Source organism: Frankia sp. Mgl5 (assembly GCF_023242985.1).
Classification (GTDB): Bacteria; Actinomycetota; Actinomycetes; order Frankiales; family Frankiaceae; genus Parafrankia; species Parafrankia soli.
Genome location: NZ_JALKFY010000617.1, coordinates 109,783 through 126,978, shown reverse-complemented (window position 1 = coordinate 126,978; position 17,196 = coordinate 109,783). Strand labels below are relative to the sequence as shown.

The window sequence follows — 17,196 nt, the reverse complement described above, 5'->3', positions numbered from 1 at the left end:
GCGGGTGAGTGAGTCCATGGACTCACTCACCCGCCACGCTTCGCTGGACCCGCCGCGGGGCCGGTTCCGACAGGTCACGTGAGAGTCACATGGCGGGGGCTGCCGGGGTGGTGGGGCGGCGGCGCCAGGGGCGGATGAGGGCGCCGACCTCGGTCCGGACGGCACCGGTCACCGCACCCGAGACGGCACCTGAGACAGCGCCGGAGACGGCGCCGGGCCCCGCGCCGGCCATGACGGCCGTCACCGCGGCCGACGCCGAGGACAGGCGCTGGGTCGGCACGCTCACCCCGACGGGCGAGTCGGACCGGCCCAGCGCGGCCAGCTCGGCCAGCCACAGATCGGCGAGCCGGGCGTGGTCCGGAACGCTCTCACTGGCCACGAACGTGACCCCGACCCGGTCGTCCACGCCGAACATCGCCACGGCCAGGTGCTGACGTCCGACGAGCAGCGGGCCCATGCCGATCAGCCCGGTCATCCGGCGGCCGGCGATGGAGAGCGGGCCGCGGATCGACCGGGCGTTGGTCGCCACCAGCGCCATCTTGTTGATCTGGGCCGGGTAGCTGCCGACGTTCGCGAGCATGCGCTGGGAGGCCTTCGCCGCCATGAGCGGGAAGTGCTGGCGCTCCACCAGGCCCAGCCCGCCCTGCTTCATCCGGCGGGTCTCCGCCGCGATCATGGCCACCCGCCGGGCCGGGTCGGGCTCACCGCAGAACAGCGGGACGCGCGCCCCGGTGCTGTGGTTCGACAGGACGTCCTGTTCGGCCGCGGAGCGGATGCTGATGGGCATCAGCGCGTGCACCTGGCGGCCGCTGCGTTCCCACTCCGGCAGCGACCAGGCGCGCAGCGCTCCGGCGAGCGCCGCGAGGTAGACGTCGTTCACGGTGACGCCGTGCTGGCGGGCCACCGCGCGCAGCGTGGCGAGTTCCGTGGTCACCCAGGTGTGCCGGGCCGGGCCGCTCGGCGGGCCGCCCCAGGACTCGAGGCGCCGGGTCGGCAGCAGGCAGGAGATCCCGCGGCCGACGAACCGGGCGTAGTCGGCCGGGCGGGGGCGGCGGATCGTCGGCGCCAGCCCGAGATCGACCTCGTCGCTCTCGCCGAACAGCAGGTACATCACCCGGTAGAGCGCGAAGCCGTCCTGCTGGACGTGGCTGGAGCGGTAGACCAGCGCGGTGCCCGTCGCGCCCGGGGTCGGGTCGCGCAGGAGGTAGAGCATCCACGGCGGCCGGGTGAGGTCGATCGGCCGGGCGACGATCGCGTCGACGGCGGCCCGCAGCCGGGCGTCGTGGGACGCGTCGGCAGCCTGCCCCGCCGTGGCGTCCCCGTCGGCGGGGGGCAGGTCGAAGGCGACGACGTGGTCGTCGAGGTTCATGTCGGGGTCGGAGACCCAGCGGGTCTCCTCGGCCGACGCGCCCCGCTCGGGGGACCAGACCCGCACCGTGTCGAGACGGTCGGTCAGCATCCGGGCCCGCGGGTCGCGCAGCCGCTCGGCCACGTGGGCCCGCAGGGCCGGCAGGTCCAGCGGGGGGCCGTCGAAGTGCAGCAGCGCGCCGATGTCCTGGTGCTCACCGGGATTGCGCCGGACGAAGGCGAGATAGGCGCGGTCGCCCGGGGTCAGCGGGCGGACGTGTGCCGGTGTGTGACCCATGTTCGTGATCGCGTCGAGCAGACCCATCAGACGCTTCCCCAACCCGTCCGCGGGCGTTGGGTACAGGCCGAAACCAACTGATCAACGGTCCTGGCGGATCGGCGCAACTGTGCGCGAGAGATACCTATACCCATGCACCGATTACTGCCCGTACCGATAGGTACATCCGCAGTTGTGGCGGAGGTCTCTCGCTGCGAATTCGGGACGCACAGCAAGCAGGTGGCGACCGGGAGCGATCAACGGGGATGACCAGCGGATACACCGCGTCCGGCTATGACCACGGTACATTCGGCCGCGCGCACGAAAGTGCCACAAAGCGGTCGAACCGGGCGAATCGGGTGAGCTGCTCAGGCCACCGCAGGTCACGCCAGCGTGGCACCGCAGGTCACATCGCCGGCCGCCGCAGGTCATGCCGGCGGCGCATCGCGGGTCACGCCAGCGAGGCATCACGGGTCACGCCGGCGAGGTGCCGCACGCACCGCGGGCCATGGGGCGGGCCCCTGCTGGTCAGAGCGGCGGGCCTCGCAGGTCAGGCCACCGGGAGGTCGCGAACGGCAGCCTTGCACGCCCCTCCGCCCACCGGAGAGAGTTGGCCGACGTCTACGTCGAAAATCTCCCTCGGCTGGCGGGTCCCGCCGGCCGCCACCGGTTGGAGGGGCTCGATGAGCACGGCAACATCACGATCGGACTCGGAGTTACCGCAGTCGGCCGACGGCACCACGAGCACCACCGGCACCACCGGCACCGACAGCGCCGCTCCGTTGGCCGGGATCCGGGTGGTCGAGGTCGCCCTGGGGGTCAGCGCGGTCGGCGCGGGGCTGGCCGCCAGCCTCCCCGGCGCGCTGCTGCGCGACTTCGGCGCGCGGGTGACGCGGGTGCGCTCGCGCCACCGTCCCACCCTGGACGCCGGGGTGGAATTCAGCCGGGTCTGGGATCACGGCAAGCAGATCATCGAGGTGGACGAGGGTGAGCCCGCGGCAGCGGAGACCATCGCCGCGCTCACCCGCGACGCCGACGTGGTCTTCCTGGCCGGGCCGGAGGAGGCGATCGAGCTTCGGGGGCTGGGCAGCGCGGACCTCGGCCGGGCCAACCCGCGGCTGGTCGCCGTCCGCGTCGGGGACGGTTTCAACGCGGGGGGCGGAACCGAGGGCCTGGAGATCCTCCTCGCGGCCCGGTCCGGCCTGCTCACCCAGATCAGGGCGAACCGTCCCGGCCCGGTGTTCGCCGACCTCACCGTCGCCAGCGCGGGCGCCGGCCTCGCGGCGACGGTGGGCGCCCTGGCCGGGCTCTACGAGCGGGAGTCGACCGGCCGCGGCGGCTGGGCCGAGACCTCGCTCGTCGACGGCCTCCAGGCGATCCTCCCGATGATCATCGGGCGGGTGGAGAACTCCTCGCCGTCGATCAGGCTGCTCTGGAAGGAGCAGGGGCCCGCGGAGACGCTGGCGTACCGGTGCGCCGACGGCGGGTACGTCCAGCTGTGGTTCGGCGCCAAGGGCGCCTACGAGGCGTTCCTCGAGCACATGAACGAGCCGCCGAGCGAGAACGGCTACACCGCCGACCTGGTGTCCGGCGCGATGGCCGACCGCAGCGAGCGGTGGACGCGCGCGTTCGCGACCCGCGACCGGTCCTGGTGGCTGCGGGACCTCGCCGGGGCGAACTTCCGCTGCGAGCCGGTGCTCCGCCCCGGCGAGGCGCTGCTGGACCCGCACGTCCGGCAGATCGGGCTGAGCGTGGAGCGCGACGATCCCGACCGCGGCACGATCACGGCACTGGGGCCGGTCGGCCGGGTGAAGCCGTGGGGCACCGCGTCGGCACCGGGCACGGCGTCGGCACCGGGCGCCAGGCCGGCACCAGACGCCGCGTCAGCACCAGACGCCGCGTTGACACCAGGCGCCGCGTTGACACCGAGCGCTCAGACCGGGGCGGGCGCGGCGGGCGGCCCGAGCCGGCCCGACCCGGGCGCGCGGCTGCTCACCGGCGTCCGGGTCCTCGACGTGTCGGCCTACCTCGCCGGGCCGATCGCCCCGCTGATCCTCGCCGAGCTCGGCGCCGACGTGATCAAGCTGGAGCCGGGCACCGGGGACGTCCACCGCGGCATGGAGCCCATGTTCGCCGCCGGCCAGCGCGGCAAGCGGGCCGTCGCGATGAACATGAAGGCGCCCGGCGCCGCGGACGTCCTCGCCCGGCTGTTCCGCTGGAGCGACGTCGTCCACCACAACTCGCGGGTGGGCCTCGCCGACCGGCTCGGCTACGACGAGGCGACGGTGCGCGCCGTCAACCCCGACGTCGTCTACAGCCACTCCAGCGGGTTCGGGGCGACCGGCCCCCGCGCCCTCCTGCCCGCCAACGACCACCTGATGCAGGCGCTGTCCGGCGTCGAGGCGTCCCAGGGCGGGACGGACCAGCCGCCGACGTTCCTCGTCTGGGGCGCGATCGACGTCACCAGCGGATGGGTGGCGGCCTGCGCGGTACTCGCCGGCCTGTACGCGCGCCGCCGCGGCGGCGCGGGCCAGTCGGTGGAGACGTCCCTGCTCGGCGCGGCGCTGATGCTGAAGTCCGGCGCGTTCGTCGCGGACGGCGCCGTCGTCGAGGGCCCGGTCCTGGACCACGACCAGACCGGCTACGGCGCGGCGTACCGGATCTACCGGTGCGGCGACGGCGCGTGGCTCGCCCTCGCGGTGCCCGACGCGGCGGCGTGGCAGCGGCTGCGCGAGGTCGTGGCGGGCGGGGTCGCGACAGGAGAGGCCGTGACGGGCAAGGGCGCCGCGGACGTCGGCCTGCCGCAGGACCCGCCGCCGCTGCGGACCCGCCGCGGCGAGCGCCAGCCCGCCGAGGAGCTGCTGGAGGCGGTGTTCCGCACCGGTGCCGCCGCGGACTGGGTGGCCCGGCTCCAGGCGGCTGGGGTACCCGCGGAACTCGTCGCCGAGGTGGACCGTACGGGCTTCATCGACCGGCTGGTCGACGACCCGGTCAACCAGCAGCTCGGCCGGGTCGTCAGCTTCGACTGGGGTGAGCGGGGCCGGCTCGACCAGCCGGCGTTCCCCCTCCGGCTCGGCCCGGCGGCCCGGCCCGCCGCCCCGCGGGCCATCCCCCGACTGGGCGAGCACACCCACGAGGTGCTCGACGCTCTTGGTTTCGACGCCGACGAACGGGCCGCCCTGGTCGCCGCCGGCACCATCCCCCAGCCGGAGGCCGTGCCCGTCGGCTGACCCGGGTGCGGACGGCCCCGGTTTCCCGTCCGGGGCCGTCCGCACAATTTTTTCGCATTTCCTCGGGTCGCATGTCCACCGATTTCCCACCCGCCTGCGTCTTGAAGGTGACTGACGTTCCGGCGGCATCCAGTGGGGAGCCGAGGACGGCGGCTGGGAGGGGCATCAATGGCGGAACGCTCCGCCTCGAAGACGGCGACGTTCGAGCTCTTCGTCGCCACCCGCGGCACCGCGATGCTGCGCACCGCCGTCTTCCTGGCCGGTGACCCGCACACGGGCGAGGACCTGCTCCAGGACGTCCTGCTGCGCGTCTACCGATACTGGCGCCGCGTCGACGACCCCGACGCCTACGTGCGGCGGGCGCTCGTCAACGCCGCCGCCAGCCGACGGCGCCGGCGGCGCTTCCGCGAGGACCCGCTCGACACCGCCACGGAGCCGATCGCGGACAGCACCCCGGACAGCACGGACGCGCTCTCCACCCGCGACCAGCTGTTCACCGCGCTGCGCCAGCTCCCACCGCGCCAACGCGCCGTGATCGTGCTGCGCTACTTCGACGACCTCACCGAGACCCAGATAGCGACCGCCGTCGGCTGCACCCCGGGCAGCGTCAAAACCCACGCCGCCCGCGGCCTCGCCCGGCTGCGCACCGTCCTCGGCCCCGAGTACACCCCAGCGGAAAGGAGCAGCACCCCATGACTGACCCAGACCCGGACACCGGGTTCGAGCTGCACCTGCGCGCGACGATGACCTCGGCCGCCCGGACCATCCAGCAGCCATCCGGCCTGGCGCGACACGTGATCGAACGCGGACGCCGCCGTCGACGGCGCAAGGCGCTCGCCGCCGCCATGGCGCTGGCCGTCGCGGCCGTCGGCGCGGTGGTCATTCCACAGGTCCTCCCCGAGAGGGGATCAGCGGCGTACCCCGCCGACGTCAGCGTCCTGAGCCCGCCGCTCGACACGGCCTACGGGGTGGACGTCCACTGGCTTCCCGACGGCTACGGCGTGCGCTCCCGCCAGCCCGAGTCCCTCTTGGGACTGGGCTCGGACCTCGTTGCCACCGACTACAGCAGCCTTCCGACGACCGGGAGGTTCTCCCCCTCCAACGTCCGATACACACCGGACAGCCCGAACTACACGGTGACGGTCAGCCGCGATCCCAGAGTAGATCTTGAGGCCAGGATGCGGCAGCTGAACGAAGTCGTCGTACACCCCGTCCTGGGGAGACCGAGACTGACATCGGGTGTGGGTGGCCACCGGACCTATGCGTACACGACGAGCGACGGCACGGAGAACCTGATCTACTTGCTGGCCTGGAGTCCAGAGCCGGCGGTGGTGCTCACCGTGCGGGGGCCGTCGAAGGCCGGCGTACGAAAGATCGCAGAGAGTCTCGTCGTCGGGCCGGCGCCGCACGGTCCCCGGGACCCGGGACAGTCGCTCCAGGTCGAGCAGGCGGCGCGTGATGCCTTCACCCCCGGCTCCGGAACGGCCCCGTGGGCCGCCCTCGACCGGGTGGAGGGCGGCGACGGCCTGCGCGCGGCCATGGACGAGGCGGTACGGACCGATCGGAAGCGGGTAGAGAGCATCCAGGTGACGTCGGCCGGGCCGGTCACCTTCCTGAGCGAGACCGAAGCAATGATCACCCTTCTGATCAACGCCCAGGAATGGCAGGGCCGCGCGACGAGCAAAGTCGTATGGTCCCCCTCCGTCCGCATGATCCGAACCGCCGACGGGTGGAAGGTCCGGAAACAGGACTACTGCACCCACATGACGTGGGCACTGATCTGCTCACCGATCACCATCTCGTGACCAGGAGACATCGGGGCCGTCCCTCCGACGGGTCCGAGTACACCACAGCCGTCCCCGATGCCTGGCGGCTCCGGAGGTTACCCGTAGTCGTCGCGGCCGTGATGCTGGCGGCCGTCCTAGCTGTCAGCACCGTCCTTGCCACCAGCACCGTCCTTGCCACCAGCACCGTCGTACCGGCGAAGCAGCGCGCCACCCATGACGCGCCCCGCCCCCCCGGCGCCGTGGCGGAGGTCCCGGGCCCCCTGGGGGGGGGGGGGGGCGGGGGGGTGACCGCCCGGGGGGGGGGGGGGGGGGGGGGGGGGGGTTCCCGCCGGGTTCCGCCGGCAGTCGCGCGAGGGCGAGTACTTCCGGGACGTCCGCGGCCCGCGGCGCGACCATTTCGAGGTGCGGGTGGTCTACGCCGCCGCGCCCGCCGGCGACGCGAGCACCCGGCTTGCCAGCGCCCGACCTGTCAACGCCAGTGCCGGGAGCCCCGGTGCCGGTGGGGACCTCCCGGTGGGGCCGGCGACGTACGGGATCGGTGTCCGGCGCGGCCCGGCGGTCGACCTGGCCGCCGAGGTGGCGCACGCTCCGAGCGACGGCTGGGACACGGTGCTGCCCGCCGTCGTCGACGGTCACGACGGGTTCCTCCTCAGCACCGGGATCGGTGACCGACGGTCGTTCTCGCTGCGGTGGAGTCCCGGGCCAGGTCTCGTGCTCAGCGTCGGCGGGGGCAGGGCGGACGAGGTCGCCCGGATCGCGGACAGCCTCGTGGCGGGCCCGGTGCCGCCGGGCCCACCCGACGCGGCGGGCGCGCGGAGGTCGGTCGAGGCCGCGGTGCGGGCCTGTTTCGGCACGGGGCGATCGGCCGGCAGCGGCCCGCCCGCCGCGGGTGGGACCGGGCAGGCCGGTTGGGCCGGCCAGGTCGATGGGGTCGGCCAGGCCGGTGGGGTCGCGGGTCTCGCGGTGGACCGGGTCACGCCGGTCGTCTTCCTGAGCGGGACCGAGGCCATGGCCGGGTACGAGCTGCGCGACCCCGCCGCGCCCAGCGCGCCCGCCGGGGCGCCGCGGGCGGGCACGACCGTGAGCGGCGTGCTGGAGCTCGTGGCGACGCCGTCGGGATGGCGGCCCTCCACCAGCCCCGGCACCGGGGCTTCGGTGCCCCGGTCAGCGGGATGCGCGAGTGGCTTGGCCGGCTCGACTGACTCGACCGGCTCGACCGGCTCGGGTGATCACGTCGGCCTGTCGCCGCCGGGCGTCTCGCGGGTGGGGGCCTGGCGGGCCGCGCCGGAGGCGAGCAGCGCGTCCAGCTCGTCCGCCGCGAAGCCCCAGTCGAGCAGGACCTCCCGGGTGTGCTGGCCCGCTGCCGCGGGTGGCCCACCCGGCCCCGCCGGGGTCCGGCTGAATCGTGGGGCGGGTGCCGGCTGGACGACGCCGTCCACCTCGACGAAGGTCTGCCGCTCGACGTTGTGTGGGTGGCGGGTGGCCTCCTCCATCGTCAGCACCGGGGTGAAGCAGGTGTCGGTGCCCTCCAGCTCGGCGCTCCACTCCGCCAGCGTGCGGGTGCGGAAGACGGCCTCCAGCGCGGCCCGGCCGGCCGGCCAGCTCGCCGGGTCGCCCTGCTGGCGGAGCAGCTCGTCACCGAGGCCGAGCCGCTGGAGCAGCTCCGCGTAGAACTGGTGCTCGCCCGCCCCGACCGCGACATGCCGGCCGTCGGACGTCTCGTAGACGTTGTAGAACGGGGCCGCCAGGCTGAGGATGTTCGTGCCCGGCTCGTCGGACCACAGCCCCTCGGCGCGCATCCCGTGGAACAGGGTGGTCAGCAGCGCGACGCCGTCGACCATCGCGGCGTCGACGACCTGGCCGAGCCCCGACCGGGCCCGCTCGACCAGCGCGCCGAGCACGCCGATGACCAGCAGCATCCCGCCGCCGCCGAAGTCGCCGAGCAGGTTCAGCGGCGGGGCCGGCGGCTGGCCGGGCCGGCGCAGCGGCTCGAGCGCCCCGGCGAGGGCGACATAGTTGATGTCGTGCCCGGGGCTGCGGGCGTAGGGGCCCTCCTGCCCGAAGCCGGTCATCCGCGCGTACACCAGCCGGGGGTTGCGCCAGAGGCACTCGTCCGGCCCCAGCCCGAGCCGCTCGGCCACCCCCGGCCGGTACCCCTCGACGAGGACGTCCGCCCGGTCGACCATCCGCAGGACGGCCTCGACGCCGCCGGGATGCTTGAGGTCGAGCGCGACGGACCGGCGTCCGCGGGTCAGCAGGTCGATACGGCGGTGCCCCTTCAGGGAGCGCTCGGTCGCGCTCTCCTCCTCGCTCGGCGCGACGTCCTCGAGCCGGGCGACGCGGACGACCTCGGCCCCCAGATCGGCGAGGATCATCGCGCCGAAGGGCCCCGGCCCGCGGCCGGCGAGCTCGACGACCTTCACGCCCGCCAGCGGCCCGCTTCCCGGCTTACCGTCCTTGCGCTCAGACAACGGATACACAGCCGATAAGTGTACGTTCACTTTTTTATGGCCCGCAACGACCGGGCGCCGCCGGCGCGGGTGCTCAGGGGCGCTGGTGCTCAGGGGCTCAGGGGCTCAGGGGCTCAGGCGATCCAGCGCCGCCTCGGTCTCCAGCTCGACGAACGCCGCCCCGTACCGCTCGGCGAGGGCGAGCGAGACGTCCCGGCGCTGCCAGCCGTCGGTCCCCAGCGTCGACAGCCACACCGCGAGACCGTAGGCCGCCGAGGCACGGTAGGACAGCCAGCCGGCCTCCAGCGACGGGCGCCGCTCCCCCGGCAGTTCCAGCGCCCCCAGGTACTCCGCGACCAGGTCGGCCTCGTGCTCACGCCGGTCCGCCACCGTCAGCGAGCCCACCAGGAAGTAGCCGACGTCCTGCGACCAGCCGCCGCGCCGCGCCACCTGCCAGTCGAGGAACCCGACGTCGCCGTCGGGCAGGACGTAGGTGTTGCCGATGTGGGCGTCTCCGTGCAGCAGGGTCGGCGGGTCCGCGGCCAGCGACTCCACGTAGCGCCACCACAGCCCGACGAGCTCGTCGGCGCTGCGCGACCTGACCTCGTCGGGCAGCAGGTCGATGCCGCGCTCGACCCCGGTCGGCACGCGCGTGCGCAGAGCCCCGGCGAAGCCCTCGGTCGCCTCCCAGGTCCGTACCCAGGCCAGCTCCGGGTTCGTCTCGCCGGAGAACCCCCAGTACCGGCTGTGCAGCCGGGCGAGCCCGCGCAGCCCGTGCGCGACCTGGTCGGGTGTCATCGGCCGGGTGGCGTCGCGAGGATCGGCACCGCGCCCGGTCACGTCCTCCATGACGATCACGTAGTCCTCGGCCGGACGGTCGATGACGACCAGGTACGAGGCGGGATGATCGACCGGGAGGGGGGCGCCGGACGCGAACAGGTCCGGCTCGTTGAACATGTTCCCGTTGTTCCGGTGCAGCACCCGGTGCTCGCCGAGGCCCTCCGCCTTGCAGAACACGGTGGCCGGGCCGGTGCCCGCGCTGTAGGTGACGCCGAACCGGGCACGGCGGTTGTTGCCGTCGTCCCGGAGGACCAGCCTGACCTCACCGACCTCCGCGCCCGGGTGCCGGCTGGCGAGCGCCGCCGCCATCCAGGCGGGAGTGACGTCACCCCAGTCCGCCGGTATCGGGAGTGCCTTCGGTTCCGGTCCGCCGTTCCCACCGTTCGACATTCGGGCGAGTATGCGTTCACTCAGCCAAGCCGTCAAGATCCACCTCCTCCCCACCACCACCCCCCCGAACAGCAAACAACGACAGCCCACCAAGAACACACGTTCAGCCACACACCTCGACTCGGCGGGCACCCCGGAGTGTGCGCAGTTGATGTGTGGCGAGTCAGCGAGCCTATGGACTCACCCAGCCGCCGCGCTTCTCCGCCGCCACGCTTCGATCTTGCTCTGGGGCCGGGTGCGGACGGCGACACCTGCACGGGGGCAGAAGCAGCACTCGGAGCGCCGGCGGAGCCATTCAGCCGGCCGGCCGGGCGCTTTGGCTCGTCCGTCCCAACCCAATAGGATCTGAAACGGGTCCGGACGGCAGGACGACAATCGTCGAGGGCACTTTCGGCGGCCCCGACGGAGACCCTGGTCACAGGTCGGGAGGGCCGAAAGTCCGGCGGATTCAGGCGACGCCGCGGCTGCCCGGAAATTGGACATCCGGCCCGTGGGAGCACTGCGCGTCACGGCCAGCGGATACCGTGCCGCACTACTCACATCCACTGCGGAAAATTCCGGCCGACAGACTTCGATCATGCCTCTGACCAGGCAAAACAGGAACAGAAACGAGGCTGATCGGCAAGCGCCGGCCAGCCCTTGAAATGCCACCACTATTACCGGAAAACCGGGTAGTCAAGGTGTCACGCGGAGAACAACCGCAAGATTCTACCCGTGTTTCCCTACGACATGACCCACGCAGCTGATGCCATGCCCGAACCCCCAGGGTGATTCTGAACACGGTCCAGCCGTCGAGCAGAGGCGGAAAATCGGTTGGCAGCGGCCGGCTACCACCTGGATACCGTCAACGGGAAGCCGCGAAGCCCAGCCAGCGCCAAGAAGTCGAGCGGAGAAGGATCGTGATCACGGACAGCGCCCGAACCGGGCATGCCGGCGAACCTGAACAGCTCGCGCCCGGCCACCGCTGGCCACATCTCGTTTCCTGAACGTCGGACCTCGCGTTGGCGGCTCACCAGGGTGGTGAGGGGCACCGCCGCATCTCGGTCGGGCTGCAGAGCCGGCGACGGGCCGCATTCGAACCCTTTCCGCCGCCAACTGCCGAAGGTGGACCATGACGATCCTCGACGCCAGCGCCGCGTCCGGCCTCGCCGGGCCGCCAGGCTCCCACGGCCCGACCGACCGCGGTCCGGTCTACCACGGTCCGCGGCGTGACCCGGGGCCGTTGCTGCCTGGTCCCGAACCGGCCCGGGTGCTAGGCACGCCGGCGGCGCGGGCGCTCGACGCCGAGCTGCTGCGCGCGCTCCACCGCCGCCTGGTGCTGGGACGTCGCTACAACCAGCAGGCCACCACCCTGGCCCGGCAGGGCCGCATCGCGGTCTACCCGGCCTCCACCGGGCAGGAGGCGTGCCAGATCGCCCCGGCGATGGTGCTGCGGGAGACGGACTGGCTGTTCCCGACCTACCGCGACACGCTGGCGGTGGTGTCGCGCGGGGTGCGGCCGGCGGACGTCCTGGCCATGATGCGGGGGCACACGCACGGTGGGTACGACCCGCGGGAGCACCGGATCGCGCCGCTGGCGACCCCGCTGGCCACCCAGGCCTGCCACGCGGTCGGGCTGGCGCACGCCGCCCGGCTGCGCGCGGCGTCCGATCCGGGGGCACCGCGCGACGTCGTGGCGCTCGCCCTCGTCGGCGACGGTGCCACCAGCGAGGGTGACTTCCACGAGGCGCTGACCTTCGCGGGGGTGCTGAACGCGCCGGTGGTGTTCCTGGTGCAGAACAACGGCTACGCGATCTCGGTGCCGCTGGCGCGGCAGTCCGCGGCGCCGACGCTGGCGCACAAGGCGGTGGGTTACGGCGTCACCGGACGTCTCGTCGACGGTAACGACGCCCCGGCGGTGCACACCGTGCTCGGCGCCGCGGTCGAGCACGCGCGGGCGGGACGGGGGCCGGTGCTGGTCGAGGCGGTCACCTACCGGATGGACGCGCACACCAGCGCCGACGACGCGACCCGGTACCGCACGGCGCAGGAGGTCGCCTCCTGGCAGGCCCGGGATCCGGTGACACTGCTCGAGCGGCATCTTCGCGACGCCGGCCTCCTCGACGACCCCGCGGCCGCCGCCGTGGCCGCGGCGGCCGAGGAGCTCGCCGCCGAGATGCGCTCCGAGTTCGGCGCCGAGCCCCCCGCGGTGGACCCGGCCTCGCTGTTCGCGCACGTCTACGCCCGTCCGACCAGCCAGCTGCGGGAGCAGGCCGCCGAACTGGCCGCCCGCATCGCCGCCGAGACCGACCACGCGGACACCGACCACACGGACACCGACCACACGGACACCGACCACGCGGGCACCAACCAGGCAGGCAGCAATCAGGCAGGCACCGGCCTGGCCGGGGGCGAGGCCCGGTGAGCGCGGCGACGATGGTGCAGGCGCTCAACGCCGCGCTGCGCGACTCGCTGCGGGCGGATCCCGACGTCCACGTGCTCGGTGAGGACGTCGGTGCGCTCGGCGGCGTGTTCCGGGTCACCGACGGCCTCGCCGCCGAGTTCGGGACGCAGCGCTGCCTCGACACCCCGCTGGCCGAGGCGGGCATCCTCGGCACCGCGGTGGGCATGGCGATGTACGGGCTGCGGCCCGTCGTCGAGATGCAGTTCGACGCCTTCGCGTACCCGGCGTTCGAGCAGCTCGCGTCGCACGTGGCGAAGATGCGCAACCGCACCGGCGGAGCGGTGTCGCTGCCGGTGACGATCCGCGTCCCATACGGCGGGGGCATCGGCGGCGTGGAGCATCACAGCGACTCCAGCGAGGCGTACTACGCGCACACCCCCGGACTGCACGTGGTCACCCCGGCCACCGTCACCGACAGCTACGGCCTGCTGCGCGCCGCGATCGCGTCGGACGACCCGGTCGTCTTCCTGGAGCCCAAGCGGCTCTACTGGTCCACCGAGGACGGGCTCTCCCCCGCCGAGGTCGCCCGCGCCGAGGTCGGGCCGATCGGACGGGCGGCCGTCCGCCGGCCCGGCACCTCGGCGACGCTGCTGACCTACGGCCCGGCGCTGCCGGTGTGCCTGCGGGCCGCCGAGGCCGCGGTCGCGGAGGGCTGGGACCTGGCGGTCGTCGACCTGCGCTCGCTGGTGCCCTTCGACGACGAGACGGTCTGCGCGGCGGTCCGGGCCACCGGGCGCGCGATCGTGGTGCACGAGGCCGCGGGTTTCGGCGGCGTCGGCGCGGAGATCGCCGCCCGGGTCACCGAACGGTGCTTCCACCACCTGGCCGCCCCGGTGCTGCGGGTGACCGGGTTCGACATCCCGTACCCGCCGCCGATGCTCGAGCATCACTACCTTCCCAGCGTCGACCGCGTCCTCGACGCCGTCGCCCGACTCCAGTGGGAGCAGTGACACCGTGGCCGCGGTACTCGAATTCGCCCTCCCGGACCTCGGCGAGGGGCTGACCTCCGCCGAGATCGTCCGCTGGATGGTCGGCATCGGGGACGTCATCGTCGTCGACCAGCCGGTGGCCGAGGTCGAGACGGCGAAGGCGGTCGTCGAGGTGCCGTGCCCGCACGCGGGCGTCGTCACCGCGCTCGCCGGCCCGCCCGGCACCGCCGTCCCGGTCGGCACCCCGCTGATCATCGTGACGGTCGACGAACCCGCGGAACAGCCGGCGAACGGCCCGGACGGCCCGGACGGCGCGGACGGCGCTCCGGGGTCGGCGGGCGGAGGGTCCGGCAGGGTCCTCATCGGATACGGCCCCCGCGCCGAGCCCGCGCCGACCAGCCGTGCCGGCCGCGCGAGCCGCGCCGGCCGCGTTGACCGGTCGCCGGTCGGTACGACCGCCCCGGTGCCCCTGCCGTCGACGCCACCCGCGCCGATGCCACCGACGCCAATGCCACCCGCGCCGATGCCGACGGCGCGTGACGCCCGGCAGGCGGTCAAGGTGATCTCGCCGCTGGTCCGGCGGCTAGCCCGGGACAACGCCGTCGACCTGCGTGAGCTCACCGGCACCGGCCCGGACGGCCTGATCCGCCGCCGGGACGTCGAGGCGGCCATCACCGCGGCCACCCGAACCGGCCCGGCCACCCCGGCGGACCTGGCGACCCCGGCCGCACCGACCGCACCGACGGACCTGGCCGGCCCGGACGGCGCGGACGTCGCGGACGTCGCGGACGTCGTCCCGTTGAGCCCGCTGGCGCGGCGCGCGGCGGAGGCGTTCGGGCGCAGCCGGCGCGAGGTGCCGGACGCGACCACCTGGGTCGACGCGGACGCCACCGAGCTGCTCGCCGCCCGGGACGCCCTCAACGCGGGCGGCGCCGAGCCCCGCGTCGGCGTGCTGGCGTTGCTGGCCCGGGTCTGCGTCGCCGCGCTGCGCCGCTTCCCCGACCTGAACTCGACCGTCGTCACCGACGCCGACGGCCGCGCGACCGGGGTGCGCCGGCACCGCGCCGTCCACCTCGGGTTCGCCGCGCAGACCCCGCGCGGGCTCGTCGTTCCGGTGGTACGCGACGCCCAGGGCCACACCACCGCCAGCCTGGCCGCCGAGATGACCCGGCTGACCGCCGCCGCCCGGGCGGGCCGGCTCACCCCCGCCGAGCTGACCGGCGGCACGTTCACCCTGAACAACTACGGCGTCTTCGGCGTCGACGGCGCCACGCCCATCGTGAACCATCCCGAGGTGGCCATGATCGGCATCGGCCGGATCCTCCCCAGGCCATGGGCGGTGGACGGCGAGCTGGCCGTCCGCCGGATCACCCAGCTCTCGTTCACGTTCGACCACCGGGTCTGCGACGGCGCCACCGCCGGTGCCTTCCTGCGCTTCGTCGCCGACGCGGTCGAGAACCCCACGACGCTCCTCCGCCACCTGTGACCGCCGACCTTCACCCCGCAGGCGACGACCGCCGCCGAACCGGTCCCAGGAGACACGTCTTGCCTGCCCACGCCCCGCACGCCCGCCTCACCTACCTGGGCCCTGAGGGGACTTTCACCGAAGCCGCGCTGCGCACGCTGCCGGAGGCGGCGACCCACGAGCTGTTCCCGTCCATGTCGGTGGCGGCGGCGCTGGACGCGGTGCGCAACGAGGACGCCGCCGCGGCGCTGGTGCCGATCGAGAACTCGGTGGAGGGCGCGGTCACCGCCACGCTGGACGAGCTGGCGACCGGCCGGCCGCTGGTCATCCGCCGCGAGGTGCTGCTGCCGATCAGCTTCGCGCTGCTGGTGCGGCCGGGCACGACGCTGGACGACGTCAAGACGGTCACCGGCCACTCGGTCGCCCAGGCCCAGGTACGCCGGTGGCTGGCGGCGAACCTGCCGCACGCGGAGTGGGAGTCGGCGGCGTCCAACGCCGAGGGAGCCAGGCTGGTTCGGGACGGGCGGTTCGACTGCTGCTTCGCCGGGGAGTTCACGGCGCGGCGCTACGGCCTGGAGGCGCTGCTGACCAACGTCAACGACGCCGCCGACGCCACGACCCGGTTCGTCCTGCTCGGACGTCCCGGCCCGACGACCGCGCCGACGCGCGCGGACAAGACGTCCATCGTGGTGTGGCCGACCGAGGACGAGCCGGGCGCGCTGCTGGCGCTGCTGCAGGAGTGGGCGGTCCGCAAGGTCAACCTGGTCCGGATCGAGTCCCGGCCGACCGGTGAGGGGCTGGGCCGGTACTGCTTCTCGATCGACGCGGAGGGGCATGTCAGCGGCCGCGGGGTCAGCGAGGCCCTGATGGGGCTGCACCGGATCTGCCGGAAGATCCGGTTCCTGGGTTCCTATCCCCGTGCCGACCGCCCCGCCCCGCCCGCGGGCCAGCGGCTGACGGGGCACGACTTCGTCGAGGCCGCGGACTGGCTCTCCACCTGCCTGACCGGCGACGACGGGGACTGGGAGACCTGATCGTGGCGGCCACGTTCCTTTGATTGTGACGTCGATATTTGCTTAGTGTGGTGCGCGGAGCACCTGCTCCGGCGGCTGCCGGGGAGGACGAGGCCAGCGACGGCGCGCTCCGGCCGTCGGGCGTGACATCGAGGTCACGTGCCCCCGACCCTCCCCGTCTCGTCCCGTCCCGTCTCGTCCCCGGACCAGGAGCGTGGCTTCCGTGAGCAGTGACAGCGACGTGCGCCCGAGCACGCACATCCTGTCCGACCTCGGTTTCGAGCTGACCAGGGTCGGTGACGAACTGCGCGGGTCGGCGGCGATCGTCCCCGAGATGTTCGTGCCCGGCACGCCGAGCGTCCGGACCTCCATTCTCGCCGTCTGGGCCGACACCGCGTGCGGGCATGCCGTCATGGCCGCCGTCGCCCCACGGGTCCCGGTCACCCTCGACCTCGACGTGCACGTCTACCGCCCGCTGCACGAGTCCCGGACCATCAACACCGTGGCTCGGCTGGTCAAGGCCGGGAAGTCGGTCTGTGGCGTCGAGGTGGTCTTCACCGGCGCCGGCGGCGACGAGCTGGCGTTCTGCACCGCGTCCTTCATGGCCGCCCCGAACCCAGAGATGATCATGCCATCGGCGCAGACCGGCCTGGCCTCCCGCCCCCGCGGAGGACGGCTACAGGTCCCGCTGGCCGAGCGCGCACGCTGCGAGATCCGCGAACCGGGCGTCGCCACGCTCCCCCGCACCGAGGACGGGCTGAACTCGTCGCAGACGGTGAGTGGCGGGCTGATCGCCCTGGCCGTCGAGGAGGCGGCGCTCTCCCTGACCCCGGGCACCTCGCTCTCCTCCCTGGCCCTGCGCTTCCTGCGCCCGGTGCGCACCGGCCCCGTCGTGGCCACGGCCCAGGTACGGGACGGCCTCGGCCGCGTCGAGGCCCGCGACGCCGGCGGCGACAACCGCCTCGCCGTCCTCGCCACCACCAGGGTGTTCGGCTAGCCGCCCTGTTCGGAGGGGTTCAACGGAC

12 protein-coding genes are annotated in these 17,196 nt (G+C 73.8%); 8 read left to right on the top strand and 4 right to left on the bottom strand.

Features of this window, described 5'->3' with window-relative positions; all coding sequences use genetic code 11:
* Nucleotides 1-85: 85 nt before the first annotated feature.
* Nucleotides 86-1,672 (bottom strand): WS/DGAT domain-containing protein, encoded by a 1,587-nt coding sequence (locus tag MXD62_RS16180; RefSeq protein WP_248830081.1) that lies wholly within the window; start codon nt 1,670-1,672, stop codon nt 86-88.
* Nucleotides 1,673-2,307: 635 nt separating this feature from the next.
* Between MXD62_RS16180 and MXD62_RS16175 the strand changes: the two genes are divergently transcribed.
* The 3 genes from MXD62_RS16175 to MXD62_RS16165 all read left to right on the top strand — a co-directional run bounded on the left by MXD62_RS16175 (nt 2,308) and on the right by MXD62_RS16165 (nt 6,659).
* Nucleotides 2,308-4,854 carry a CoA transferase gene (locus MXD62_RS16175; RefSeq protein WP_248830080.1) on the top strand — a complete coding sequence of 849 codons (2,547 nt, stop codon included), beginning with the start codon at nt 2,308-2,310 and terminating at the stop codon, nt 4,852-4,854.
* A gap of 168 nt (nt 4,855-5,022) precedes the next feature.
* Nucleotides 5,023-5,550 (top strand): SigE family RNA polymerase sigma factor, encoded by a 528-nt coding sequence (locus tag MXD62_RS16170; RefSeq protein ID WP_248830079.1) that lies wholly within the window; start codon nt 5,023-5,025, stop codon nt 5,548-5,550.
* Entirely contained in the window at nt 5,547-6,659 is a 1,113-nt protein-coding gene (locus tag MXD62_RS16165; RefSeq protein WP_248830078.1) for a hypothetical protein, read from the top strand. Before MXD62_RS16170 ends, MXD62_RS16165 begins: the two co-directional genes overlap by 4 nt.
* A gap of 614 nt (nt 6,660-7,273) precedes the next feature.
* On the opposite strand, the gene MXD62_RS16160 is transcribed toward MXD62_RS16165, so the two are convergent.
* From MXD62_RS16160 to MXD62_RS16150, 3 genes are all read right to left on the bottom strand, one after another.
* Nucleotides 7,274-7,786, bottom strand: coding sequence for a hypothetical protein (locus MXD62_RS16160; RefSeq protein WP_248830077.1), 513 nt, complete (start codon nt 7,784-7,786; stop codon nt 7,274-7,276).
* A gap of 84 nt (nt 7,787-7,870) precedes the next feature.
* Nucleotides 7,871-9,112 carry a CaiB/BaiF CoA-transferase family protein gene (locus MXD62_RS16155; RefSeq protein ID WP_251081786.1) on the bottom strand — a complete coding sequence of 414 codons (1,242 nt, stop codon included), beginning with the start codon at nt 9,110-9,112 and terminating at the stop codon, nt 7,871-7,873.
* Nucleotides 9,113-9,217: 105 nt separating this feature from the next.
* The gene (locus MXD62_RS16150; RefSeq protein ID WP_368862410.1) at nt 9,218-10,240 is read right to left on the bottom strand and encodes a phosphotransferase; all 1,023 of its coding nucleotides are present in this window, start codon (nt 10,238-10,240) and stop codon (nt 9,218-9,220) included.
* Between the two features lie 1,192 nt (nt 10,241-11,432).
* Here MXD62_RS16150 and MXD62_RS16145 point away from each other — a divergent pair.
* The 5 genes from MXD62_RS16145 to MXD62_RS16125 all read left to right on the top strand — a co-directional run bounded on the left by MXD62_RS16145 (nt 11,433) and on the right by MXD62_RS16125 (nt 17,168).
* Nucleotides 11,433-12,725: a thiamine pyrophosphate-dependent enzyme gene (locus tag MXD62_RS16145; RefSeq protein ID WP_248830074.1), complete on the top strand. Its 1,293-nt coding sequence runs from the start codon at nt 11,433-11,435 to the stop codon at nt 12,723-12,725.
* A gap of 11 nt (nt 12,726-12,736) precedes the next feature.
* On the top strand, nt 12,737-13,714 hold the full coding sequence (locus tag MXD62_RS16140) for an alpha-ketoacid dehydrogenase subunit beta (protein WP_248830086.1): 978 nt from the start codon (nt 12,737-12,739) through the stop codon (nt 13,712-13,714).
* Nucleotides 13,715-13,718: 4 nt separating this feature from the next.
* Entirely contained in the window at nt 13,719-15,179 is a 1,461-nt protein-coding gene (locus MXD62_RS16135) for a dihydrolipoamide acetyltransferase family protein (protein WP_248830073.1), read from the top strand.
* Between the two features lie 59 nt (nt 15,180-15,238).
* Nucleotides 15,239-16,192, top strand: a complete 954-nt coding sequence (gene pheA, locus MXD62_RS16130; RefSeq protein ID WP_248830072.1) for a prephenate dehydratase — start codon at nt 15,239-15,241, stop codon at nt 16,190-16,192.
* Nucleotides 16,193-16,394: 202 nt separating this feature from the next.
* Nucleotides 16,395-17,168, top strand: coding sequence for a hotdog domain-containing protein (locus tag MXD62_RS16125; RefSeq protein ID WP_248830071.1), 774 nt, complete (start codon nt 16,395-16,397; stop codon nt 17,166-17,168).
* The last annotated feature ends 28 nt before the right edge of the window (nt 17,169-17,196 follow it).